Annotated in this window: 21 protein-coding genes and 2 pseudogenes; 9 read left to right on the forward strand and 14 right to left on the reverse strand. The window is 70.6% G+C overall.

From position 1 onward, the window contains the following. Position 1: 1 nt before the first annotated feature. Positions 2 to 601: pseudogene (purN, locus tag QQG74_RS27385) on the reverse strand (phosphoribosylglycinamide formyltransferase); the annotation flags it as partial. A 158-nt stretch (positions 602 to 759) separates the two neighbouring features. Here purN and QQG74_RS27390 point away from each other — a divergent pair. Further along, entirely contained in the window at positions 760 to 1,056 is a 297-nt protein-coding gene (locus tag QQG74_RS27390; protein ID WP_341717552.1) for a CD225/dispanin family protein, read from the forward strand. Between the two features lie 6 nt (positions 1,057 to 1,062). After that, positions 1,063 to 1,761, forward strand: a complete 699-nt coding sequence (locus QQG74_RS27395; RefSeq protein ID WP_341717553.1) for a DUF4190 domain-containing protein — start codon at positions 1,063 to 1,065, stop codon at positions 1,759 to 1,761. Between the two features lie 130 nt (positions 1,762 to 1,891). On the opposite strand, the gene QQG74_RS27400 is transcribed toward QQG74_RS27395, so the two are convergent. Together QQG74_RS27400 and QQG74_RS27405 are read right to left on the reverse strand one after the other, a co-directional pair. Continuing rightward, on the reverse strand, positions 1,892 to 2,431 hold the full coding sequence (locus tag QQG74_RS27400; RefSeq protein WP_341717554.1) for a TetR-like C-terminal domain-containing protein: 540 nt from the start codon (positions 2,429 to 2,431) through the stop codon (positions 1,892 to 1,894). 75 nt (positions 2,432 to 2,506) lie between these two features. Continuing rightward, positions 2,507 to 3,790 carry a DUF6350 family protein gene (locus QQG74_RS27405; RefSeq protein WP_341717555.1) on the reverse strand — a complete coding sequence of 428 codons (1,284 nt, stop codon included), beginning with the start codon at positions 3,788 to 3,790 and terminating at the stop codon, positions 2,507 to 2,509. A gap of 158 nt (positions 3,791 to 3,948) precedes the next feature. Between QQG74_RS27405 and QQG74_RS27410 the strand changes: the two genes are divergently transcribed. Then, positions 3,949 to 4,209 (forward strand): DUF4190 domain-containing protein, encoded by a 261-nt coding sequence (locus tag QQG74_RS27410; protein WP_341717556.1) that lies wholly within the window; start codon positions 3,949 to 3,951, stop codon positions 4,207 to 4,209. A 43-nt stretch (positions 4,210 to 4,252) separates the two neighbouring features. Here the strand turns inward: QQG74_RS27410 and sucD are convergent, their stop codons facing one another. The 3 genes from sucD to QQG74_RS27425 form a co-directional block, all read right to left on the reverse strand. Continuing rightward, positions 4,253 to 5,140 (reverse strand): succinate--CoA ligase subunit alpha, encoded by an 888-nt coding sequence (gene sucD / locus QQG74_RS27415; protein ID WP_341717557.1) that lies wholly within the window; start codon positions 5,138 to 5,140, stop codon positions 4,253 to 4,255. Positions 5,141 to 5,144: 4 nt separating this feature from the next. Continuing rightward, on the reverse strand, positions 5,145 to 6,323 hold the full coding sequence (gene sucC / locus QQG74_RS27420; RefSeq protein WP_341717558.1) for an ADP-forming succinate--CoA ligase subunit beta: 1,179 nt from the start codon (positions 6,321 to 6,323) through the stop codon (positions 5,145 to 5,147). A 602-nt stretch (positions 6,324 to 6,925) separates the two neighbouring features. Continuing rightward, entirely contained in the window at positions 6,926 to 7,330 is a 405-nt protein-coding gene (locus QQG74_RS27425) for a cobalamin B12-binding domain-containing protein (RefSeq protein WP_341717559.1), read from the reverse strand. Between the two features lie 424 nt (positions 7,331 to 7,754). Here QQG74_RS27425 and QQG74_RS27430 point away from each other — a divergent pair, with 424 nt between their 5' ends. Further along, positions 7,755 to 8,468: a M23 family metallopeptidase gene (locus tag QQG74_RS27430; protein ID WP_341717560.1), complete on the forward strand. Its 714-nt coding sequence runs from the start codon at positions 7,755 to 7,757 to the stop codon at positions 8,466 to 8,468. Positions 8,469 to 8,742: 274 nt separating this feature from the next. After that, complete coding sequence (locus QQG74_RS27435; RefSeq protein WP_341717561.1) at positions 8,743 to 9,528, forward strand: peptidoglycan DD-metalloendopeptidase family protein; 786 nt, start codon at positions 8,743 to 8,745, stop codon at positions 9,526 to 9,528. A 12-nt stretch (positions 9,529 to 9,540) separates the two neighbouring features. Here the strand turns inward: QQG74_RS27435 and pcrA are convergent, their stop codons facing one another. Next, entirely contained in the window at positions 9,541 to 11,928 is a 2,388-nt protein-coding gene (gene pcrA, locus QQG74_RS27440) for a DNA helicase PcrA (RefSeq protein WP_341717562.1), read from the reverse strand. A 318-nt stretch (positions 11,929 to 12,246) separates the two neighbouring features. Here pcrA and QQG74_RS27445 point away from each other — a divergent pair, with 318 nt between their 5' ends. Further along, complete coding sequence (locus QQG74_RS27445; RefSeq protein WP_341717563.1) at positions 12,247 to 12,615, forward strand: chorismate mutase; 369 nt, start codon at positions 12,247 to 12,249, stop codon at positions 12,613 to 12,615. An 11-nt stretch (positions 12,616 to 12,626) separates the two neighbouring features. Continuing rightward, positions 12,627 to 12,878, forward strand: a complete 252-nt coding sequence (locus QQG74_RS27450; protein ID WP_341717564.1) for a hypothetical protein — start codon at positions 12,627 to 12,629, stop codon at positions 12,876 to 12,878. A gap of 88 nt (positions 12,879 to 12,966) precedes the next feature. On the opposite strand, the gene QQG74_RS27455 is transcribed toward QQG74_RS27450, so the two are convergent. The 7 genes from QQG74_RS27455 to QQG74_RS27485 all read right to left on the reverse strand — a co-directional run bounded on the left by QQG74_RS27455 (position 12,967) and on the right by QQG74_RS27485 (position 21,166). After that, entirely contained in the window at positions 12,967 to 13,977 is a 1,011-nt protein-coding gene (locus QQG74_RS27455; protein ID WP_341717565.1) for a dipeptide ABC transporter ATP-binding protein, read from the reverse strand. After that, entirely contained in the window at positions 13,970 to 15,007 is a 1,038-nt protein-coding gene (locus QQG74_RS27460; protein WP_341717566.1) for an ABC transporter ATP-binding protein, read from the reverse strand. The genes QQG74_RS27455 and QQG74_RS27460 overlap by 8 nt, the downstream gene beginning before the upstream one ends. Before the next feature lie 20 nt (positions 15,008 to 15,027). Then, a complete protein-coding gene (locus tag QQG74_RS27465) occupies positions 15,028 to 15,969 on the reverse strand; it encodes an ABC transporter permease (protein WP_341717567.1) in 942 nt (313 codons plus the stop codon). Positions 15,970 to 16,109: 140 nt separating this feature from the next. Beyond that, the gene (locus QQG74_RS27470; RefSeq protein WP_341717568.1) at positions 16,110 to 17,120 is read right to left on the reverse strand and encodes an ABC transporter permease; all 1,011 of its coding nucleotides are present in this window, start codon (positions 17,118 to 17,120) and stop codon (positions 16,110 to 16,112) included. A 100-nt stretch (positions 17,121 to 17,220) separates the two neighbouring features. After that, positions 17,221 to 18,855 (reverse strand): ABC transporter substrate-binding protein, encoded by a 1,635-nt coding sequence (locus tag QQG74_RS27475; protein ID WP_341717569.1) that lies wholly within the window; start codon positions 18,853 to 18,855, stop codon positions 17,221 to 17,223. Between the two features lie 359 nt (positions 18,856 to 19,214). Further along, positions 19,215 to 19,901, reverse strand: a complete 687-nt coding sequence (locus QQG74_RS27480) for a response regulator transcription factor (protein ID WP_341721411.1) — start codon at positions 19,899 to 19,901, stop codon at positions 19,215 to 19,217. After that, on the reverse strand, positions 19,901 to 21,166 hold the full coding sequence (locus QQG74_RS27485; RefSeq protein ID WP_341721412.1) for a PspC domain-containing protein: 1,266 nt from the start codon (positions 21,164 to 21,166) through the stop codon (positions 19,901 to 19,903). Before QQG74_RS27485 ends, QQG74_RS27480 begins: the two co-directional genes overlap by 1 nt. Before the next feature lie 162 nt (positions 21,167 to 21,328). On the opposite strand from QQG74_RS27485, the gene QQG74_RS27490 reads away from it, so the two are divergent. Then, a complete protein-coding gene (locus QQG74_RS27490; protein ID WP_341717570.1) occupies positions 21,329 to 23,086 on the forward strand; it encodes a PspC domain-containing protein in 1,758 nt (585 codons plus the stop codon). Next, positions 23,083 to 23,265: pseudogene (locus QQG74_RS27495) on the forward strand (hypothetical protein); the annotation flags it as partial. The gene QQG74_RS27490 and the pseudogene QQG74_RS27495, both read left to right, overlap by 4 nt. Positions 23,266 to 23,296: the final 31 nt, after the last annotated feature.

The raw sequence follows: 23,296 nt of genomic DNA on the forward strand, positions 1-23,296 counted from the left end.
TGACCTTTCTTCCGGTGATCGTCCAGCCCTCGCGGACCAGCCGGCCCACCTGCTCGACGAGTTGCTGCCGCTCGGCTTCCTTGATGCGCTCGGTGAGCGTGTCGACGTCGTCGTCGTCGCGGACCGGCACCGTCACCTGCGCGACGATCGGGCCGGTGTCCATCCCGGCATCGACGAAGAAGAGGGTCGCCCCGGTGACCTTCACCCCGTAGGCGAGGGCGTCGCGCGGGCCGTGGATGCCGGGGAAGGCCGGCAGCAGGGTGTTGTGCGTGTTGAGGTAGCGGTCGCCGAAGGCGGCGAGGAACCGGGGCCCGACCAGCTTCAGGAAGCCGGCGGAGATGACCAGGTCGGGCCGGTGCTCGGCGACCCGCGCGGTGAGCGCGGCGTCCCACTGCTCGCGGTCCGCATGGTCCTTGACCCGCTCCACGAAGGTCGGTACGCCCGCCGCGCCGGCCCGGTCCAGCCCGGCGATCCCGTCGCGGTCCGCGCCCACCGCGACCACCCGTGCGCCGTACGCCGGGTCTGCGGTCGCGTCCAGCAGGGCCTGGAGGTTGCTCCCGGAGCCGGAGACGAGGACGACGATGCGGGCGGGCTCGGTCACCGGCACACCCTATCCGGCGGCCGGTCGGCGTCCGGACGCTGGGCAGCGCCCCCTTCGCTGATCACCTGGGTCGCACGGACCGGGTACGCTGCCGGTCGCTCGGACCGGCGCACCTGCGGCCCGACCCCTTCCGCGAACATGTCTAAGGAGCACCCGCCATGCAGCCCGGATACCCCTCTCAGCCACCCCAGCAGATCGACAACAACATGACAATGTCGATCGTCGCGATCTTCCTGTTCTGGCCGCTGGCCATCCCGGCGATCATCAACGCGTCGAAGGTCAACCCGCTGCTCCAGCAGGGCGACTACGCCGGTGCCCAGGCCGCGGCGGCCGAGTCGAAGAAGTGGTCCAAGTGGGCCCTGATCGTCGGCATCGCCTGGATCGTGCTGATCATCATCTGCTGCGTGGGCACCAGCCTGCTCGGTGCGGCCAGCAACAGCGCCCTGGGCTACTGAGCCCGGATGCACTCCGGTAACCCCGGTCAGGACCCGTACGGCCAGCAGCCGCCGTACGGGGATCCGACCGCTGCACCCGCCGACAACCCGTACGCCCCGCCACCGGCCAACCCGTACGCCCCGCCACCGGCCAATCCGTACGCTTCGCCGGCCGAACCGTACACGCCGCCGGTCGACCCGTACGCCCCGGCGGCCGAGCCGGGTACGCCACCGGTCGACCCGTACGGCCAGCAGCCGCCCACCTCGGGACAGCCGTACGAGTCACCGGCCTCGGGGCAGCCGTACGAGCCGCCGGCCTCGCCCGCGCCGTACGACCCGTACGCGCCGCCGCCCGCCGGGCAGCCCTCGGCGTACGGGTCGCAGTACGGGCAGCCCTACCCGCCGACGTACGCCCCGCAGCCGTACGGCGGCACGCCGATGTACCCGAACGCCGGCTTCGCCGGGCCGGGCGGCCAGGAGAACACCCTCGGCCTGGTGGCGATGATCCTCGGCATCGCGGCGATCCCGTTGAACTGCTGCTACCTCGGCATCCCGCTGGGGTTGGCCGCGGTCATCACCGGCTGGCTGGGCAAGCAGAAGGCCGACCAGGGTCTGGCCAGCAACTCGGGGCAGGCCCTCGCCGGCCTGATCTGCGGCGCGGTCGGCCTCCTGCTGGGCTTGCTGCACATCGTGCTGCTGACGGTGAACTTCGCCCTGCCGGTGTAACCCTGAGCCGACTGGGTTCGCGGGGTGTCCCGGAATACCGGGACACCCTTCGACCTTTTCCGGCCTGGTCAGGCCGGGTCTTCCCCGGCCTGGCCACGCCACGTCGGTCCCGGCCTGGTCAGGTCGGGTCTCAGGGCAGGCCGATCAGATCGCACATCCGGCGCATCTGCTGGTCGAAGTACTCCTCCCGGGCCTCGATCAACCCATCGAGCTGACCGAACAGTTCGAAGCTGACGGCGCCGAAGCAGTGGATCCAGCCGACGGTGCCCCGGGCGAGCAGTGCCGCGGGGAGCCCGGGAAAGAGGGTGTCGCGGACGGCGGTGAGGTCGGCGTGCACCGCGCCGGGTAGCTCACCGGGGCCGGGATCGGTGAGACTGCCTGCGGTGTGGCCGTCGACCAGGATCGTGATCAGGGTGGCCGGGGTCCGGGCAGCCGCCGTGATGGTTTCCGGCGGAGCGGCGTAGCCGGGCACCGGGCTACCGAAGAGCAGGGCGTACTCGGCGGGACGGGACAACGCCCAGCGGCGTACCGCGTGGCAGACGGCGAGCCACCGGCCGCGCAGGTCGGCACGGTCGGTGACCTCGGCGTCGCCGGCCCGGGCGGCGTCGCCGAGGGCGTGGTAGCCGTCGACGATCAACGCGGTGATCGTCGGGCGGACCGCCGCCAGCATTGAGGCGACGTCGTCGTCGGGCGGACCGCCGCCAGCGATCAGGCGGCGGCGTCCTCGGGCGGACCGTGCCAGCGGTCAGGCGGCCAGTTGGGTGAGCCAGCGGGTGGCGGCGGCACCGAGCACCGCGCCCGCACCGATCACCAGGGTCGCCGCGAGCCCCACCTGCCAGCCGACCGGGCCGACCTCGGCCAGCCGACCCGCGCCGACCGGCCCGCCGGAAGCCTCCGCGACCAGGCCCAGCAGCAGGCCGGTCACCGGCCCGGCGAGCGCGGCCGGAAAGAGCACCGCCCCCCAGCTCAGCGGGGTCCGCCCAGCGGCGACCGGGCGGAGCAACCGGCGGGCCAGCCACCCGCCGACGGCCATCCCCACCAGGGCGGGCAGGGCCAGGATCGCGGCCGACCAGAAACCGTCGACCGGCCCGCTGGGCAGCCCGGCGAAGAGCGGCAGCGCCGGCAGCGCGCCGACGGAAACCTCACTGGTACGCACCGCCGTGTCGGTGCCCACGGCAAAACCGGGGCCGAGCAGGTAGCTGGTCGACCAGACGGTGGCGTTGGGCACGTAGGCCAGGCTCACCAGGGTGATGCCGGCCTGCCCGGCCACGCCGGTGCGGTAGGCGCCGATCAGGTCGGCCGCATCGCCGCCGCCGGTCGCCACGGCCAGCCCCGCCACGGCCGCACCCGCACCGAGCAACACCAGCCCGGCCACCAGCCCGGCCCGGAGCCCCTCCCGCAACGGCGTCGCTACCCGCGCAGCGAGCGCCTCGGCCACCCGGCTGGTGCGGGCGGCACCGAGGCCGGCGGCGAGCGTGCCGACGACAACGAGCGTCAGCCCGGCCCGCAGCGGCGAGACGCCGGACCCGGCCAGCATCGCGGCGAGCACACCCAGCAGGGCGTACGCGATGCCGACCGCCAGCGCGGCGACGAGCGTACGGCTCGGTGACCGGCTGCCGCGGGCCCCGGTCGCGCGGGTGACGTGCACCCCGGCGCGGATGAGCCGCCACACCGCCAGCGCGGTCACCGCGAGCGGTGCCAGGCCGAGCGAGCCGGCGGCGGTGACCAGCGGCACCCCGTGACCGAGCAACCAGCCGGCCGCCCCGGCGCGACCCGCGCCGAGCAGGCTGGCCGCGCCTTCGCTGAGCTGGAAGAGCCAGAGCACGAGCGCCACCGGCAGCCAGGAGGTGAGGGCGGCTCCACCGGCGGCGACCAGCGCGGCGACCACCAGCGGCGGGTGGCTGCGACCGGCTGGTTCGTCGCGCGGCAGCGGCGTTCGACGCGGCGGGCCGGCGCGGCCGGGCGGCCGGGCACCGGCGCCGCGACCGTCGGTGGCCCGGCGAGGCTGGTCAGGGGTGACAAAGGACATCGGCTCTACTCTGGCATGCCGCGTCGGCGTCGGCTGTCCGACACCGGGTCACCAGGGCGTTTATTCGGCCTGATCGCAAGTGGCGCCGCCCGCGTCGGTCTAGCCTCGGCAACAGGGCCGCGACCCACGTCGCAGCAGCCGATGTTCGGAGGGAAGCCGTGAACGCTCCGTATCCACCGCCCCCACCGCCGCCCGCGGGTCGGGACCGCACCACGCTCTGGGGCGTGCTGGGCATCGTGACCGGGCTGCTCTGCTGCGGCGTCCTCGGCATCGTCTTCGGCTGGTTGTCGATCCGCGACGCGCGACGGTACCGGCAGTCGCCCATCCTGGGTTACCTGGCGATCGCCTTCGGGGTGCTGAACATCGTCATCAGCCTGATCCTGCGGGCGACCGGGAACTACCCGTACTGGAACCGCTGAGAGGCCGACCCGAGGGTCGGCCTCTCAGCGATTGTCCGGACCGTCAGCGGGCGGACATGATCTCGCGCATCAGCTTCGCGGTCTCGGTCGGCGTCTTGCCGACCTTCACCCCGACCGCCTCCAGTGCCGTCTTCTTGGCGTCGGCGGTGCCCGCCGAGCCGGAGATGATGGCGCCGGCGTGCCCCATGGTCTTGCCGGGCGGGGCGGTGAAGCCGGCGATGTAGCCGACCACCGGCTTGGTGACGTTCGCCTTGATGAACTCGGCAGCCCGCTCCTCGGCGTCGCCGCCGATCTCACCGATCATCACGATGGCGTCGGTGTCCGGGTCGGCCTCGAACGCGGCAAGCGCGTCGATGTGCGTGGTCCCGATGATCGGGTCACCGCCGATACCGACGCAGGTCGAGAAGCCGATGTCGCGCAGCTCGTACATCATCTGGTAGGTAAGCGTGCCGCTTTTGCTGACCAGGCCGATCCGGCCGGCACCGGTGATGTCGGCCGGGATGATGCCGGCGTTGGCGGCCCCCGGGGAGGCGATGCCGGGGCAGTTCGGACCGATGATCCGGGTCCGCTCCCCCCTGGCCACGTTGTACGCCCAGAAGGCGGCGGTGTCGTGCACCGGTACGCCCTCGGTGATCACCACGGCCAGCGGGATCTCGGCGTCGATGGCCTCGATGACCGCGCCCTTGGTGAACTGCGGCGGGACGAAGATGACGGTGACGTCGGCACCGGTGTCCTTCATCGCGTCGGCGACGTTGGCGAAGACCGGCAGCTCGGTGCCGTCGAAATCGACGGTGCTGCCCGCCTTGCGCGGGTTGACGCCACCGACGACGTTGGTGCCGGCGGCGAGCATCCGCCGGGTGTGCTTGGAACCCTCGGAGCCGGTCATCCCCTGAACGATGACCTTCGAGTCCTTGGTCAGCCAGATAGCCATGTCGTCAGACCCCCGCAGCCGCCAGCTCGGCGGCCCGCTCGGCCGCGCCGTCCATGGTGTCGACCCGCTCGATGAGCGGGTTTTTCGCGCCGTCGAGGATCGCCCGACCGGCCTCGGCGTTGTTGCCGTCAAGGCGGACGACAAGCGGCTTGCTGACCTGCTCGCCGCGCTCCTGGAGCAGGGCCAGCGCCTGGACGATGCCATTGGCGACCGCGTCGCAGGCGGTGATGCCGCCGAAGACGTTGACGAAGACGCTCTTGACCGAAGGGTCGGAGAGCACGATCTCCAGACCGTTTGCCATCACCGCGGCGCTCGCGCCACCGCCGATGTCGAGGAAGTTGGCCGGCTTGACGTTGCCGTGCCGCTCACCGGCGTACGCGACCACGTCGAGCGTGGACATGACCAGGCCGGCGCCGTTGCCGATGATGCCGACCTCACCGTCCAGCTTGACGTAGTTGAGGTCCTTCTCCTTGGCGGCCTGCTCCAGCGGGTCGACGGTGGCCTGGTCGACCAGGGCCTCGTGGTCCGGGTGCCGGAAGCCGGCATTTTCGTCCAGCGAGATCTTGGCGTCCAGCAGCAGCAGCTTGCCGTCCTTGGTCTTGGCCAGCGGGTTCACCTCGACAAGCGTGGCGTCCTCGGCGACGAACGCCTGCCACAGGCCGACCGCGATCTCGACGACCTGGTCGGCGAGATCGGCCGGGAAGCCGGCGGCCTCGACGATCTCCCGGGCCTTCGCCTCGTCCACGCCCTTGACGGCGTCGATCGGGGCCTTGACGACCTTCTCCGGGGTCTCGGCGGCGACCTGCTCGATGTCCATGCCGCCGGCGACGCTGGCGATGCAGAGGAAGGTGCGGTTCGCCCGGTCGAGCAGGTACGAGAAGTAGTACTCCTCGGCCACGTCCGCGGTCACCGTGATCATGACCTTGTGGACCGTGTGGCCCTTGATGTCCATGCCGAGGATGTCGGTGGCGCGGGCCACCGTCTCCTCCGCGCCCTCGGCCAGCTTGACGCCACCGGCCTTGCCTCGCCCGCCTACCTTCACCTGCGCCTTGACGACCACCCGGCCGCCGAGGCGTTCGGCGATCGCGCGGGCCTCCTCCGGGGTCGTGGCGACGCCGCCGGCGAGCACGGGCAGTCCGTGCCGCTCGAACAGGTCCCGCCCCTGGTACTCGTACAGGTCCACGATTGCGCGTCCCGTCCCGTCTCCGCGGCGCACCGTCGCGCCGCCACCAGCGTATGGAAAGAAAACAGTGCAATGCCTGACATCAGTTGAAGTTGAGGCAGGCCATTGGGCGCAGCCTAGCGATGCCGGCACGGCCGGCAACCGAGCGGGTGCGCGGTGTGCGGTAATCCACAGCCGCACTCCACACTGTGTCACCGAGCCGCAGCGGAGCTGCCGGTATCACCCGTTCGGGCGATCTTGCGCGACCGGAATCGCAGGTCCGGCGAGGTCCGTAACCCCGGGCCAAGGCCGTCGTTGAGTCAGGTGTCGGCGCGCTGAGCAGCGCGAAGACGCGAAAAACGGCCGATGCCCTGTCGGTCGAGGGGTGGCGGCGGGGCATCGTGCATAGAGGGGCCGGGCGTGTGAGGGGTGCGTCCGGCCCCTCCCCTTTTGTGTCCACCGCTTTGTGTCCACCGCTTTTGTGTCCACCGCCGGCACGGACGCCAGCCCGGTTCCCCGACGGACACCAGCCCGGTGCACTTACCGACGCCAAGCGCCTACGAACGACCGCCAGGTCGGTTCACCGAAGGCCGGCAGGTCGGGCCCGGTGACGGGTGGACCACTCAGCCCACCGGCTGCGCGACGTTCTCCCGGACCCAATCCACGATGGACTGGGTCGTCGCGCCCGGCGTGAAGATCTTGGCCACGCCGAGCTGCTCCAGCTCCGGAAGGTCGGCATCGGGGATGATGCCCCCGCCGAAAACCACGATGTCCCGGGCGTCCCGCTCGTCGAGCAGTTCCAGCACCCGCCGGAACAGCGTCATGTGCGCGCCGGAGAGCACGGAGAGTCCGACCGCGTCGGCATCCTCCTGGATCGCGGTCTCCACGATCTGCTCCGGCGTCTGGTGCAGGCCGGTGTAGATGACCTCCATGCCGGCGTCCCGGAGGGCGCGGGCCACCACCTTGGCGCCACGGTCGTGGCCGTCCAGGCCCGGCTTGGCGACGACGACCCGAACACGAGAGCTCATCTGCGCATCCCTTTCACCGGCTCCGCGGCACTCAGCTGAACGAACGGTAACCCGCCCGACCGGAGCCGGGGAACTGGGGCGGGCCGGTATGACGGAACCCGGCGCCACCATAACCTCACACAGAGATACGGGTGGCGCGGGCGGAGTCAAGCGGGACGACTCCGCCGATCGGTCACTGTGCGCGACGAACGGCTGATAACCGGGGCGCCTCTCCAGCACCCCGAGCCATGACAATCTCGGACGGATTCGGACAGAACGGAGCGGCGAATTCGGCGCTCCGGCTTGTGACTCGACTGCCGGTTGGCTAACGTGTGCACGGTTGTCATCAGGCCTACGGACGGGTGACGACGCGATCAACCGCCGTTCGGGTCCCTGATCCGGAGGCCGGTCGACCGCATCGGAACCCCGACAACGGAGGGTATGCGTGCGCCAGCGCCTGTCGTCTGAGCCCGATCGATATCGCGGCCGTCGCCGCGTACCCACCCCCCCGAGAAGCCGCTACGCAGCGGTCGTCACCACCGCCTTCGTCGGTGCCGGTGTGGTGGCCCTGGGTGCCGGCGCACTGCCGGACGCCAAGAGCGTCAGCCCGTCGGTCCTCGACGAGCTGAAGCAGGCCTCGATCAGCAGCCAGGGCCTCGCGGACCGGGCCGACGCCGCCGATCGGGCCTCCCGCGACGGTCGAGACGGCCCGGAGATCGTCGAAGACTCCGGCGTCTGGCTGCTGCCCCTCCAGGGCTACGACTTCAAGTCCCCGTACGGCATCCGCTGGGGCAAGCTGCACACCGGCGTCGACCTGGTCGCCCCCGAGGGGACCCCGTACGTCGCGATCCACGAGGGCACGGTCACCAAGGCCGGCTGGTTCGGCGGCTACGGCAACGCCGTGATCGTCCAGCACGCCGACGGCAGCGAGGCGATCTACGGTCACTCCTCCGAGCTGAGCGTCCGCGAAGGCCAGCAGGTCAAGGCCGGCGACCAGCTCGGCCTGGTCGGCAACACCGGCCACTCGTACGGCTCTCACCTGCACCTGGAGATCCATGTCAAGGGCAAGCCGCTAGACCCGGTGCCGTGGCTGGTGGAGCGCGGAGTGGACATCAAGCTGCAAACCGAGGCAGTTTACAGCGAGGTAATCGAGGACTGACGCCTCGTAACGCCCGTTGACCGCCCGGATCGATCGATCCGGGCGGTTTTTCGTTGCCCGTCAACCAGAAAAGTGTCCCACCTCACAGCTGCAACTGTGGCGGACACCACCGGGCATCGACGCCGCCGCATCGGTCAGTCAGGCACAACCGAACCCAGAGCCGGACAGCCCGCCGACTCACCATCGGCACCCACCCCCACCCGGTACCCGGGGCGGACCGGACCGACACCAGGATTTCCAGGTCACGTACCACTCGATCCAGTGAGGTCCCGTCGTGCAGGACGACAGCTCCACCCCGAACCGGAACATCCCCGACGCCCCGGCCCGGCACCGCCGCCGCATCGGCTCGCGTGGCCGATACCTGGTCGTCGGTGCGGTCGCCCTGGTCGGGCTCGGCCTTGGCGGGGTCGCCGTGGCCAGCCGCGACGACCGCCCCACCCCCAGCCCGGTCGCCCACGACGCGCAGGCCCGGGCCGAGGCCGCCGACCGCGCCGACCGGTCGGCCCGCGAACCTGTCACCTCCGCCACGCCGGCCAGCCCGACGCCGTCGGCGAGCCCGACCGCAAGCGCCAGCCCGACCGCGAAACCGAGCCCGAAGGCCACCAGGACCACCAAGGCCGCGCCGAAGCCGAAGCCGACCAAGAGCGCGGCGCCGAAGTCGTCCTGGGTGCTCCCGATGGCCGGTGCCGCCATCACCTCGTGCTACGGCCCCCGCTGGGGCACCCTGCACGCCGGCATCGACTTCGCACTGCCCGCCGGCACCCCGGTCCGGGCCGCCTTCGGCGGCACCGTCACCAAGGTCGGCGACGTCGGCGACGGGTACGGCATCTCGGTCGTCATCGACCACGGCAACGGCTACCTCACCCACTACGCCCACCTGAGCATCGCCAAGGTGAGCGTGGGCGCGAAGGTCAGCACCGGGCAGACCATCGGCCTGGAGGGCTCCACGGGCGATTCCACCGGCCCGCACCTGCACTTCGAGGTGCATCAGGGACAGATGTGGAACCAGATCGACCCGGCGCCCTTCCTCCGCGCCCGGGGCATCGACGTGGCCTGCTGAGCCGGTAGGCGATCAGATCTTCTCGACCGGGGCGTGCCGTAGCACCAGCCAGAGGGTCTGATCGCCGAAGTCGATCTGGGCCCGGGCGCCGGGCCCGTGTCCCTCCACGGCCAACACCCGTCCCAGCCCGTACCGCTGGTGGTTCACCCGGTCCCCGGCGGCGACCTTCGGGCCCTGCGGCAGCTCGCTCGCGGTGGTCAGCCGGCTGCCGTCGACGCCGAGCTTGCGGGCCAGCTGGACGGCTCTCGGGGTACCCCCGGTGAAGCCGCCACCGGCCCGCTCGGCGCGACCACCCACACCGCCACCGGTGCCGTTCCAGGAGGTGTACGACCCCTCGGTCCGCTCCCAGCGGACCAGCTCGGGCGGCAACTCCTCGACGAACCGGGACGGCGGGTTGTAGGCCGGCTGACCCCAGGCCGAACGGGTGACCGCCCGGGAGAGGTAGAGCCGCTGCCGCGCCCGGGTGATGCCGACGTACGCCAGCCGCCGCTCCTCCTCCAACTCCCGGGTGTCGCCAAGCGAGCGCAGATGCGGGAAGACGCCGTCCTCCAGGCCGGTCAGGAAGACCACCGGGAACTCCAGCCCCTTGGCGGTGTGCAGCGTCATCAGGGTGACCACGCCCTGGTGGTCCGGGTCGTCCGAGGGGACCTGGTCGGCGTCGGCGACAAGCGCGACCTGCTCCAGGAAACCCGCCACGGTGGCGCGCTGGCCCTCCGCCGCGGTCGCCTCGACCCGTTCGGTGTACTCGCGGGCGACGCTCACCAGTTCCTGGAGGTTGTCCAGCCGTCCGGCGTCCTGCGGATCGAGGCTCTCCTCCAGCTCGGCCAGATAGCCCGAGCGGGCCAGGATCGCCTCCAGCACCTCCTCCGGGGTGCCCTCGGCGGCCAGTTCGCGGGCCGAGTCGAGCAGCGCCACGAACTCGGCGATGCCGTTGGCCGCCCGGGTCGAGATGCCCGGCGCGTCCTTGGCCCGCCGCAGCGCCGCACCGAAGGAGATCCGGTCGCGGCCGGCCAGCGCCTCCACGCACGCCTCGGCGCGCTCGCCGATGCCTCGCCGTGGCGTGTTGAGGATCCGCCGCAGGCTCACCGTGTCGTCGTCGTTTACCACCGCACGCAGGTAGGCCAGCGCGTCGCGGACCTCCTTGCGCTCGTAGAAGCGCACCCCACCGACGACCTTGTACGGCAGGCCGAGCCGGATGAACACCTCCTCGAAGACCCGGGACTGGGCATTGGTGCGGTAGAAGACCGCTACGTCACCCGGGCGGGCCTGCCCCGCGTCGACCAGCCGGTCGATCTCCCGGGTCACCCAGTCCGCCTCGGCGTGCTCGGTGTCGGCCACGTACGCGACGATCGGCTCGCCGGCGCCGGCATCGCTCCACAGCCGCTTCGGCTTGCGGGAGGTGTTGCGGTCGATCACCGCGTTCGCCGCGTTCAGGATGGTCTGGGTGGAGCGGTAGTTCTGCTCCAGGAGGATGGTGCGGGCGTCGGTGAAGTCGCGTTCGAATTCGAGGATGTTGCGGATCGTCGCGCCCCGGAAGGCGTAGATCGACTGGTCGGCGTCGCCGACCACGCACAGCTCCGCAGGGTCGAGCCCCTCGGTGCCGGAGACCAGCTCCTTGATCAGGATGTACTGCGCGTGGTTGGTGTCCTGGTACTCGTCGACCAACACGTGCCGGAACCGGCGTCGGTAGGTCTCGGCGACGTGCGGATGCGACTGGAGCAGGTGCACCGTCGTCATGATCAGGTCATCGAAGTCGAGCGCGTGCGCCTCACGCAGCCGCCGCTGGTAGAGCGCGTACGCCTCGGCCAGCGCCCGCTCGTTGGGCCCGGTGGCCCGAGCGGCGAAGGTCTCCGGGTCGACCAGCTCGTTCTTCAGGTTGGAAACCTGGGCGGCCAGACCGCGCGCCGGGTAGCGCTTCGGGTCCAGGTCGAGCTCGCGGGCGACAAGCTGCATCAGCCGGCGCGAGTCGTCGGCATCGTAGATCGAGAACGTCGACTTGAGGCCGGCGTGCTCGTGCTCGGCCCGCAGGATCCGGACGCAGGCGGAGTGGAAGGTGGAGACCCACATCAGTCGGGCCCGGGCACCGACCAGGGCGGCCACCCGCTCCTTCATCTCACCGGCGGCCTTGTTGGTGAAGGTGATCGCGATGATCTCGCCGGGGTGCACGTCCCGGGCGGCGAGCAGGTACGCGATCCGGTGGGTCAGCACCCGGGTCTTGCCGGAACCGGCACCGGCGACGATCAACAGCGGCGAACCGGCATGGGTGACCGCGTCCCGCTGGGGACCGTTGAGGCCCTCGACCAGTTGCAACGGATCGAGGCGACCAGGCGCGGGCCGGTGCGCCGGCAGCGCCCGCGCGGACTCGGACGGGGACGCGGAAATGTCGAAGAGAGGATGCATCGCACGCCGAGTCTATGCCGCCCGCCAGACATCCCCCGCCCGCCTCGACCGCTGTGCAAGGAAGGGCCCCTTGTTAACGCCTCCGGTAGAGCAGGGGCCCCTTCTTAACGGCTTTCCTTGCGCGCCGCCGGGTCCGGGCGGCATACTCAACGGCGTGTTCGAGCAGCGCTACTACTTTTTCTACGGCTCCGGGAGTCCGGCAGCCGTAGGTCGCGCCTGATCGACAAGACCTGCGAAAGCCCCGGGCTCCTCGGAGTCCGGGGCTTTTTCGTCCCGGGATCCGGGCACCGGGCACCAGACCGTGAGAGGTACCCGAAGATGACAGACGTGATGGAGCAGAGTGGCGTCCCGGCCGGCGCCGGCCCGAGCTCGACTGGCAACGGCCCCGCCGGTAACCTCGGGCCCGCGCCGGGCAACCCGGGCACCGGCACCACGGAACCGATCGCCGCCGCCCGGATCGCCGAGATCCGGGTACGGATCGACGAGATCGACCGCACCCTCATCGAATTGTGGCAGGAGCGGGCCGCGCTGTCCCGCGAGGTCGGCGCGACCCGGATGGCCTCCGGCGGGACCCGGCTCGTGCTCTCCCGGGAACAGGAGATCCTGGAGCGCTTCCGCTCCGAGCTCGGCGCCGACGGCACCCAACTCGCCCTGCTGCTCCTGCGCGCCGGTCGCGGCCCACTCTGAGCGCCGAACCAGTGTCAGGTACGCCGGCACCCGCCGAGCCGGCCGGTGTCACGTACGCCGGCCCCGCCGAGCCTGGACGCAAGCCGCACCAGGACCCGGGCCGCAACCGGGGCGCGGCACGGGACCCCGGCCGCAACCGGGACGCGGCACGGGACCCCGGTCGCAACCGGGACGCGGCACGGGACCCGGGCCGCAACCGGGACGCGGCACGGGACCGGGGCCGCAACCGGGACGCGGCACGGGACCGGGGCGCCGGCCGTTGATGACGGCCGACGCCCCGGATCACTGAGGAGGCACTACCTTCACCGCCGTTCCCGGTATGGATGGTCCGGTGCGACGGTGTCTGTGGGGCTACTCCGTCGCGTGCACCACGTCGCGTACCTCGGCGAAGTGGCAGGCGCTCGGGTGGCCGGACTTGTCCCGGATCTGAAGGAGCGGCTCCTGCTCGGCGCAGATGTCCTGGGCTTTCCAGCAGCGGGTGCGGAATCGGCAGCCCGACGGCGGGTCGGCCGGCGACGGCACATCGCCGGTCAGCACGATCTGGTCCCGGTGCCCGCGCAGCTTCGGGTCCGGCACCGGCACCGCCGACAGCAGCGCCTGGGTGTACGGGTGGGTGGGGCTCTCGTAAATCTCGTCCTCGGTGCCGATCTCGACGATCTTGCCGAGGTACATGACCGCGACCCGGTCGGCGATGTGCCGGACCACCGACAGGTCGTGGGCGATGAAGATGTACGACAGGCCCAGCTCGTTCTGGAGCTTCTCCAGCAGGTTGATCACCTGCGCCTGGATGGAGACGTCCAGGGCCGACACCGGCTCGTCACAGAGGATGATCTCCGGGTTGAGCGCCAGGGCCCGGGCGATGCCGATCCGCTGCCGCTGGCCGCCGGAGAACTGGTGCGGATACCGGTTGATGTGGTCGGGGTTGAGACCGACCAGCTCCAGCAGCTCTTGCACCTTGCCCCGCCGCTCGCCCTTCGGCACCACGTCCGGGTGCACCTGGAACGGCTCGCCGATGATGTCGCCGACCGTCATCCGTGGGTTCAGCGACGTGTACGGGTCCTGCATCACCAGTTGGATGTTGCGCCGGCCCCGCCGGCGCTCCTCGCCACCGACCTTGGACATGTTCTTGCCCTGCACGAACAGGTCACCGGAGGTCGGCGTCTCCAGCCCGACCAGCATCCGGGCCAGCGTCGACTTGCCGCAGCCGGACTCGCCCACGATGCCGAGCGTCTCGCCCCGGCGCAGTTCGAGGTTTACCCCGTCCACCGCGCGCACCGCGCCGTACTGCTTCCTGAAAACGATTCCCCGGGTCAGTGGGAAGTGCTTGACCAGGTTCCTGGTCTCCAGCACCAGATCACTCATCGCCCTTGACCTCCTTCCAGAAGTGGCAGGCGGCCGTCCGGCTCGGCGACACCTGGTACAGCGGTGGCGCGGGATCCTTCCGGCAGACGTCCTGCGCGTACCGGCACCTGGGGTTGAACGCGCAACCCGGCGGAATGTTGGTAAGTGCCGGCGGCAGGCCCTTGATGGCGCTGAGTTCCTGGCCCTTGAGGTCCAGGCGCGGGATCGACTCCAGCAGCCCCTTGGTGTACGGGTGTGCGGGGCTGGCGTAGATGTCGTTCACGCCGGCTTCCTCGATGACCCGGCCGGCGTACATGACCGAGATCCGGTCAGCCACGTCGGCCACCACACCCATGTCGTGGGTGATCAGCACCAGGCCCATGTTCCGTTCCCGCTGCAACTCGGCCAGCAGCGCCATGATCTGGGCCTGCACCGTCACGTCCAGCGCGGTGGTCGGCTCGTCGGCGATCAACACCTCGGGGTCGAGGGCCAACGCCATCGCGATCATGACTCGCTGCCGCATACCGCCGGAGAACTGGTGCGGGTAGTCGTTCACCCGCTGCTTGGCCGCCGGGATCTTGACCAGGTCGAGCAGCTCGACGGCGCGCGTCTTGGCGTCCTGGCGGGACATCCCCCGGTGCTTGCGGAACAGCTCGGCGAGCTGGAACCCGACGGTGAAGACCGGGTTCAGCGCGGAGAGCGCGTCCTGGAAGATCATCGCGATCCGGTTCGCCCGCACCTTGCGGCGCTCGGACTCCGGCAGCTTGAGCAGGTCGACGCCGCGGTAGAGGATCTCCCCACCGGTGATGAAGCCGGGTGGCGTGTCCAGGATGCCCATGATCGCCTGGGCGGTCACGCTCTTGCCGCAGCCGGACTCACCGAGGATCGCCCGGGTCTCGCCGGCCCGCAGGTCGAAGCTCACCCCGTTGACGGCGTGGGCCACGCCGTTGCGGGTGCGGAACTCCACGTGCAGGTCCTTGACCTGCAACGGCAGCGCGTTCGGATCAACGCCGGCCAGCGCGTCCAGCTTGACGTTCACATCAGTGCTCATGGTTCGCTCGCTCATGCGACTCACCGGAACTTCGGGTCGAGGGCGTCACGCAGGGCGTCACCCATGAGGATGAAGGACAGCACCGTGCCCACCAGCAGACCGCAGGGGAAGAGCAACAGCCACGGGTCCTCCAGGAAGTAGACCTGGTGGGCGCTGATCATGATGCCCCAGGACTGCGCGGGCGGCTGCAAGCCGACGCCGAGGAAGGTCAGCGTCGCCTCCGCGGCAACGAACTGGCCGAGCACGATGGTGGCGTACACCAGCATCGGAGCGATCGCGTTGGGCAGGATGTGCCGGAACATCACCCGGCCGTTGCGGGCCCCGACCGCCTTCGCGGCGTGCACGTAGTCCAGGTCCTTCGAGGAGATCACGCTGCCTCGGATGATCCGGGCGATGGTCGGCCAGGCCAGCAGGAACAACACCAGGCTGATGGTCCAGATGTTCTGCCGCTTGATCACGGTGAGGAACACGATCGCGCCGAGCAGGAACGGCAGCGAGAAGAAGATGTCCATCACCCGGGAGATGACCGCGTCCACCCAGCCGCCGTAGTAGCCGGCGAGCAGGCCGAGCAGGCCACCGACGATCACGATCGCCGAGGTCGCCATCATCGCGATCACCATCGACGGGCGGGCTCCGTAAATGGCGTGCGCGTAGTAGTCACAGCCGAGGATGTCGGTGCCGAACAGGTGCTCGGCGCTCGGCGTGAGCCGAGACCGGTTGGTGTTGCAGTCACGCGGGTCCTGGCTGGTCCAGAGCCACGGGAAGGCCGCCATCGAGCCCACCACGAGGATGTAGAGGAACGCGATCACGAAGACCGGGTCGCGCACCAACTGCCGGCGGGCGTCCGCCCACAGGCTGGCGCTGCGCTCCTTACCGCCGGTGGCGGGCTGGTCCGGGATCGGACCGTCGCCGGCGACCGGTCCGCCACCGATCGCAGTGCCTGCGCTCGTCAGATCACTCATGCCGACACTCCGCTCCGCTCCGTGCCGCCATGAGGCAGCGTCGTGCTGAGCCGGACGATTCGCTCGCTCATGTCCACACCTCGTTTCGCTGGGCCCTGCCGTGGGCGGGGGTCTCCCGCCGGTCACTCGCCACGGTGCCGTCACTCATAGCGGATCCTCGGGTCGAGCACCGCGTACAGGAGGTCCACCAGCAGGTTGGCGAGCAGGACGACCAGCACCAGCATGGTCACCACGCCGATCACCACAGACGACTCGCCGGTCCGGGCGGACATCGTCACCAGCCGACCGATGCCGGGCACGTTGAAGATCGTCTCGGTGACCACGGCACCGGCCATCGCCGCACCGATGTCGACACCCAGGAAAGTGATCACGGGGATCAACGAGTTGCGCAGCGTGTGCACGCCGATCACCCGCTTGTTGGTCAGGCCCTTGGCCTTGGCCGTCCGGACGTAGTCGGCCCGGATGTTCTCCATGATGCTCGTCCGGGTGAGCCGGGCGGTAGTGGCCAGCGACACCGCGCCGAGCACCATGCCCGGAATGATCAGGCTGGCGAACGGATAGTCGGGCTTGAAGCCGGGGGTGAAGACGCCGACAGAGATCACGTCGGGAATCCAGTCCTGCCCCCGCAACACGTTCCCGAACTTGACCCCGACGAACTCCCGAACCACCACACCGAGCACGAAGATCGGCACCGAGATGATGAAGACCGTACTGATCTTCACCAGGTTGTCCGCGAAGCTGCCGCCCCGCAGGCCGGCCCAGACACCAGCCGCGATGCCGACGACCGCCTCGAAGACGATCGCGATCAGCAGCAGCTTGAGGGTGAACGGGATGGCGTCGGCCACCAGGTCGGTGACCTCCCGCTGACGCAGGTTGATGCCGAAGTCGAAGTGGAAGAAGATGCCCTGCAACCGGTCCAGGAAGAGCCCGAAACAGGGATTGCCCCGCTCGTCCAGGCAGGGGTCGCCGTAGCCGAGACGCTCGGTTACCGCTTGCAGCAGAGCGGGCGGTGGGGTCCGGTCACCGAAGAGCGCCCGGACGGGGTTCCCGCTGAACTGGATCGCCAGCGAGGTGATGTAGTGAAGCAGGAACATGGTGCCCAGCACGGTCGGGATGAACTGGAGCAACCGTCGAATGACGTAGCGCCCCATCGCGGGGTCTCCTCTCGGCGCTGACATGGCGGCAACGATCACCCTGGTGGGGTGACCGTTGCCGCCACGTCGTGTTACGGCTGGATCAGGAGGCTGAGGCTCAGTTCTGCTTCAGCGAGGTCGCGCCGTAGTCAGCGTCCGCGACGGCGTTCCACACGAACTGGTCCACGTTCTCGCTGTAGATGGCCGCTTCCTTGCGCCACCACATCGGGATGACCGGCAGGTCCTCGGCGAGAAGGTCCTCGGCCTGCTGGTAGAACGGGATGGCGGCCTGCATCGACTCGGCCGAGTCACCCTGCGTCATCAGCGCGTCGAACTGCTCGTTCTTGTAGCCCGAGTTGTTGCTGCCCGCGGAGGAGCCGTACAGCGGGTACAGGAAGGTCTCCAGGAACGGGTAGTCCGGGCCCCAGCCGAGACGGTACGGACCGGTGAACTTCTTCTGGTCCGCGGTCTCGAGGTACTCGGCGAACTGGAGGTTGACCTTCAGCTCGTAGTCGATGCCCAGGGCGGCCTTGATCTGGTCGCCGACCGCCTGAAGCCACGCGTCGTGGCCAGCACCGGCGTTGGCCCACAGGGTCAGCTTCTTGCCGGCCGGCCAGCCGCCGGCCTCGTCGAGCAGCTGCTTGGCCTTTGCCGTGTCCGGGGTGCAGTACTGGCAGATGTTCTCCCGGCCGCCCTCGAAGCTCGGGGCGACGAAGCCGCTGGCCGGAGCGAACCGGCCGTCGAAGACGGCGTCGATGATCGACTGGCGGTCGATCGACAGGGAGATGGCCTGGCGGATCCGCTTGTCCTTGAAGTCATCGTTGTACAGCGGGAAGCCGACGTAGGTGAAGCTGTCACCGGCCAGCTCGAACATCCGGTCGCCGTACTGCTGCTTGGCCTCCTTGTAACGGGCCGGCGGCAGGGTGTACATCACGTCCAGCTCACCGGCCTGGAAGGCGGCGTAGCCGGCGTCGACGTCAGCGAAGATGCGGTACTCGATGCGGTCCGGCTTGCCCGGCTCGCCCTTCCAGCTGTCGCTGCGGTTCAGGTTGATGGCGACGTTGTGCTGCCAGCTACCGTCGATCTTGTACGGCCCGTTGCCGATCGGGGTCTCGTTGCACTTGGCGATGTCGTCGACGCACGCCTGGGCCATCGGGAAGAAGCCCGGGTAGCCGATCGTGGTCGGGAAGCCGGAGAAGGGTGCCTCCAGCTCGACGGTGAAGGTGAGGTCGTCGACCTTCTTGAGGCCGGCGAGCTCCTTGGCCTTCGGCTCCGGGGCCTTCTGCGGGCCGTCGCCGTCCGGGTCGGTGGACTGGACGTCCTTGATGCCCGCGATGCGCTTCATGAAGTAGCCGTTGTTCTGGGCGTTCGGCCCATAAGCGGCGAAGTTCCACGAGCGGATGAAGGCGTCGGCGTTCACCGGCTCGCCGTTGTCGAAGGTGTAACCGCTCTTGATCTTGATCGTCCAGAGCTTCTGGTCGTCCGACTCGACCGACTCGGCCAGGTCCATCTCGACCGCCGAGCTCTCGGCGTTGTACTTGACCAGACCGCGGTACAGCTGGCGGATCACGTACAGCGACGGCTCGTCGTCACCGCCGGAGGGCGTCAGGAACGCCGGCTCCGCGTTGTAGACACGCAGCGTGCCGCCGGCCTGGCCGGCGTTGTCGTCGCTGTCGCCTCCGCCGCCACAGGCGGTGGCCAACATGGCGGTGGCGGTCGCCGCGACCGCCACCTTTAGGAATTTCCCGCGCATGGGAGTGCCTCCTCAGGGCGCTCGGCTCACGAGGGGGTGTGAGGTGCCTGCCACTGTGACACCCGATGCGCCCAAGCCGGAAGGCGTGTTATCAAGCCGATACCCGCCCGGGACGGGGTCGACATCCACCTGGAGTCGCGTTCAGTGCCCGCCGGACGCATGGTATGAGCTGGCCGTCAACGCATTTTTGCGCCTGAACGGCCGATTGGCAGGGCGACCCCGAGGGGCCCTGGGAAAGCCCGGACCCCTGACGTGAGTCGCACCACTTCTCCTGACATGCTAGCCGAACGGACGAGGTCATCTCCACCCGGGCGACCGAGCTTGTCACCCGGCTGATCAGTCCGCCGACAGATCGGGAGTCACACCAACCGTCGATCCGCCGCCCACCGGGACAACTCGTACCGGTTGGACATCTGGAGCTTGCGGAGCACGTTGGAGACGTGCGTCTCGACCGTCTTGATCGAGATGTACAGCTCCCGGGCGATCTCCTTGTACGCGTACCCCCGGGCGAGCAGCCGCAGCACCTCGCGCTCCCGGTTGGTCAGCTGGTCCAGCTCCGGATCGGCGACCGGGGCGTCCGGACGGGCCGCGAAGGCGTCCAGCACGAACCCGGCCAGCCGCGGGCTGAACACGGCGTCGCCGTCAGCCACCCGGCGGATCGCCGCGGCCAGTTCGTCCGGCGAGATGGTCTTGGTGACGTAGCCCCGGGCACCGGCCCGGATCAGCCCGATCACGTCCTCGGCGGCGTCGGAGACGCTGAGCGCCAGGAAGCGCACCTGGGGATGGCTGCGTCGCATCGCCTCCAGCACCGCCCGGCCGCCGCCGTCGGGCATGTGCACGTCGAGCAGGACGACGTCCGGCTCGGTGGCCGCGATCCGGCTGACCGCCTCGGCCACCGTGCTCGCCTCGCCCACCACCTCGACGTGCGCGCCCAGTTCGGCGCGTACGCCCGCGCGGAACATGGCGTGGTCGTCGACCAGGAACACCCGGAGCCGCTCCGGCCCGCTGTCCGCCGGCTCAACCGGTCGCGTCGACTGCTCGGCCATCATCTGTCCCTTTCCGCCGTGGCCGACTCCCGGGTGATCGGCAGGATCAACCGGACCTCGGTCCCCTCCCCCGGCCGAGAGCGGATCTCCGCCCGGCCGCCGTGCCGCTTCATCCGCCCGACGATCGAGCCCCGCACGCCGTGCCGGTGATGTTCCACCGTATCCGGGTCGAACCCCGCCCCCCGGTCCCGTACGAAGACGCTCACCTGTTCCGGCTCCACCTCGGCGTACAGGGAGATGGTCTGCACCCCGGCGTGGCGGGCGGCGTTCACCAACGCCTCGCGGGCCGCGGCGACCAGCGCGCCGACCCGCTCGTCGGTCGCCCGGTCACCGACCACCACAGCCTCGACGGTGATCGCGAAAGTGTCCTCGACCTCGGCGGCGGCCTGCTCCAGCGCCGCCGCGAAGCGTTCGGTCGGCGACGCGGTGGGCTTGTAGAGCCAGTTACGCAACGACCGCTCCTGACCCCGGGCGAGCCGCTGCACGGTCTTCACGTCGGTGGCGTTGCGCTGGATCAACGCAAGGGTGTGCAGCACCTGGTCGTGCACCATGGCCGCCAGCTCGGCCCGCTCCTGTTCGCGGATGCGCCCCTCGCGCTCGGAACGGAGCTGGTTCCAGGTCCGCCAGAGCACCGGCGCGGCCACCACGCCGACGCCGGCCAGCCCGACCAACGCGAAGATCACGCCGTTGACCACGGCATCCAGGTTCTGTGCCGGGGAGTAGACGGCCGCGACCCCGATGATGCCGACCGCGACCAGTACCCCGCCGCCGACGAAGCGGAGCACGAAGGCCCGCCGGTCGCTCTCCTCGATCACCGCGCCGAGCCAGGGCACCGGCATGGACTCGCCCCACTGCCGCCGCCGCTCCGGCGCGGACTGGTGCCAGATCACCCCGGCGCCGACCGCGATGATGGCGACCAGCCAGCCCGCGGTGCCGGCCGCGCCGATCGAGTCGAAGACCAAGACCTGGATCAGCAGTACGCCGAGCCCGATCGCGACGAAGGGCAGCAGTTGCCCGAGGTCCCGGCGGGGCGGTACGGCGGTGTCGCCGGGGCGCACCGGGACCACTGCCCAGAAGGCTGCGTAGAGCAGCAGGCCGAGCCCGCTCAACCCGAGCAGCACCATGAACGCGACCCGGACCCGGATCACTGGGACACCGAGGTGCTCGGCGATGCCGGCGGCCACCCCGGCCGCCATCCGGTGCTCCGGAGCGCGGTAGAGGCGAGGTGGCTGGCTTACTGCGCTGATCGTGGGCTCCCTGGTCAGGACGGGTCAGGGCTGGCGAGTGCGGCCCGGTCCGATCGTCACACGTGGCGAGGTCAGCCGACCACGGGGACGCCCCCGACATTCCGGGCTGCCGGATCTCAGGGTGGGGTCAGGGTCGCCTCCGGAGGCCGCTCGGGCGCCCGGCGCAGCAGGATCGGAGGCATGACCGACGATGCTGCCCAGCGACCGGGGCCGACGGAACCGGAGTGGACGCCGCCCGTCGAGCCGGCCGCGCCCGAATCACCCGGCGCCGCACCGGAGAACATCGCGGCAGCGGACCCGAGCGAAGCGACCGCCACCGCGCCACCGGCTGCCGCCACCGCGCCACCGACCGGAGCGCCGCCGCGAGCGGACCGCCCGGCAGGCCCGCCACCGCCCGGGGCCGGGCCGACGAACCCGCCACCGCCGGGGTCCGGCCCGACGAACCCGCCACCGCCCGGGGCCGGGCCGGGTGCGGCCTTCGGTAGTGCCGGCTTCACCTCGCGGTACGGGCTGGTCCGTCCCCGTGACGGTCGCTACCTGGCCGGCGTGTGCGCCGCCGTCGGGCGGGCCACCAACACCGATCCGGTGCTCTGGCGGGTGCTACTGGCGGTGCTGGGCTTCTTCGGCGGCGTCGGCATCCTGGTCTACGTCGCCGCCTGGCTGATCATCCCGAACGAGGGCGACACGGCCTCGCCGGTCGAATCCATGCTGGGCCGGGGGCGCTCCAGCATGTCGCCGATCACCGTGATCGTGCTCAGCATCCTGGTGGCGGTGAGCTTCGGCTACATCGTCACCGACGCGTTCCGCGCGGTGCTGCTCGGCGCGGCCATCCTGGTCGGCGGCGCGCTGCTGCTCAACCGCCAGCAGCGGGAGCCACGCCCGGGCGAGCCGCCGGCCACACCATGGGCCGCGCCGACCGCACCCTGGGCCGCGACCGGCCCGGTGCCGCCGGGCACACCCACCGCCCCGGTGCCGCCGGGTACACCGGCAGTTGTGGTGCCGCCGGTCAGCCACCCCGCCCCGACCGCGTACCCGCCACCGCCCGTCGGCGGCACGGCGACCGCAACCGCGGTGCCGGCCGCCTTCCCGCCGTACCGCTCGACCACTGACGTCCCGCCGCCCGCAGTCCCGGCTGCCGGCCACCCCGAGGAGCCCACCCTGAACCTGCCTCCGGCACCGGCGTGGCCGTCGACCGGCACCCCGACCGCGCCGCTCGCCCCACCGGTCTACCGTCCCCCGTTCGCCCCGCACGGCCCGTACGCCGGGCAGACCATCCAGGCACCGCCGCCGGTCAGCCCCAGACCGCCTAAGCCGCCAAAGAAGCCCCGCGAGCGCTCCGCCCTCGGCGCGGTGACCTTCTCGTTGATCTTCGTCGCGCTGGGTGTGGTCGGCATCCTCGACCTGCTCGACGTGTTCGCGGTAGGTGCGTCCGCCTACTTCGCCGCAGCACTCGCCGTGATCGGTCTGGGTCTGCTCGTGGGTACCTGGTTCGGTCGGGCCCGCTGGCTGATCGCGCTCGGCCTGGTGACCGCCGCCGCGTTGGGCGTGGCCACCATCGCCGAGTCGTACGACCGGGTCCGTGGGGTGGACGGGGCGGTCACCTGGGCGCCGACCGACCACCGCGACCTCGCCGTGCGGTACGAGCAGAGCTTCGCCAGCGCGGTGCTCGACCTGCGGGCGGTCGACTTCGACAAGCAGGACACCGAGATCACCGTGGTCATCAACTTCGGCGAGGCCAAGGTGGTGGTGCCGCCGAACGTGGACGTCACCGCCGTGACCCAGATCAGCGCCGGGGAGGCCAGGGTCTTCGGCCAGCGCACCGCCGGCCTGGACAACCCGCTCGCAGAAATCGTCGACCTGGGCGCGGACGGGGCCGGCGGCGGAAAGCTGCGCCTCAACCTGCACGTCAACGCCGGACAGATGGAGGTGACCCGATGAGGACCCACCGCACCGACCTGGTGTCCTTCGCCTTCGGGCTGCTCTTCCTCGCACTCGCCGCCTGGTGGCTGCTCGCCCAGTTGCTCGGTCTGGTGCTGCCGCCGGTCGGCTGGTTCCTGGCCGGCGGGCTGATCCTGATCGGCGGGCTCGGCCTGATCGGCGCGCTGAGTTCCAGTCGCTACGCCGCCCGGCCGGAGCCGTCCGCCCCGT

The organism is Micromonospora sp. FIMYZ51 (assembly GCF_038246755.1).
GTDB lineage: Bacteria > Actinomycetota > Actinomycetes > Mycobacteriales > Micromonosporaceae > Micromonospora.